General features: G+C 30.3%; 1 protein-coding gene. It reads right to left on the minus strand.

Features of this window, described 5'->3' with window-relative positions; all coding sequences use genetic code 11:
- A partial coding sequence (locus ACK2WN_RS12490; RefSeq protein ID WP_416155713.1) for an IS110 family transposase occupies nucleotides 1-221 on the minus strand: 221 nt, incomplete at both ends.

The raw sequence follows: 221 nt of genomic DNA on the forward strand, positions 1-221 counted from the left end.
GTCTTAAATAAGGAGAACCTCTTTTAGATAGTTTCGCTGAATTAATTGCATTAAATTCTCCAGATTGTTTAACTGAAACATCAAGACCTGCATAAGCAACTAATTGACTAGCTTTTTCAAATCGAGATATATCTCCTATTTCAGCAATAATAGAAGCTCCTAAAACAGAACCAATTCCTGTAATAGTTGTAATAATAGGGTTTATATCATTAAGAAGATAT

The organism is Peptacetobacter sp. AB800 (genome assembly GCF_047807365.1).
Classification (GTDB): Bacteria; Bacillota; Clostridia; order Peptostreptococcales; family Peptostreptococcaceae; genus Peptacetobacter.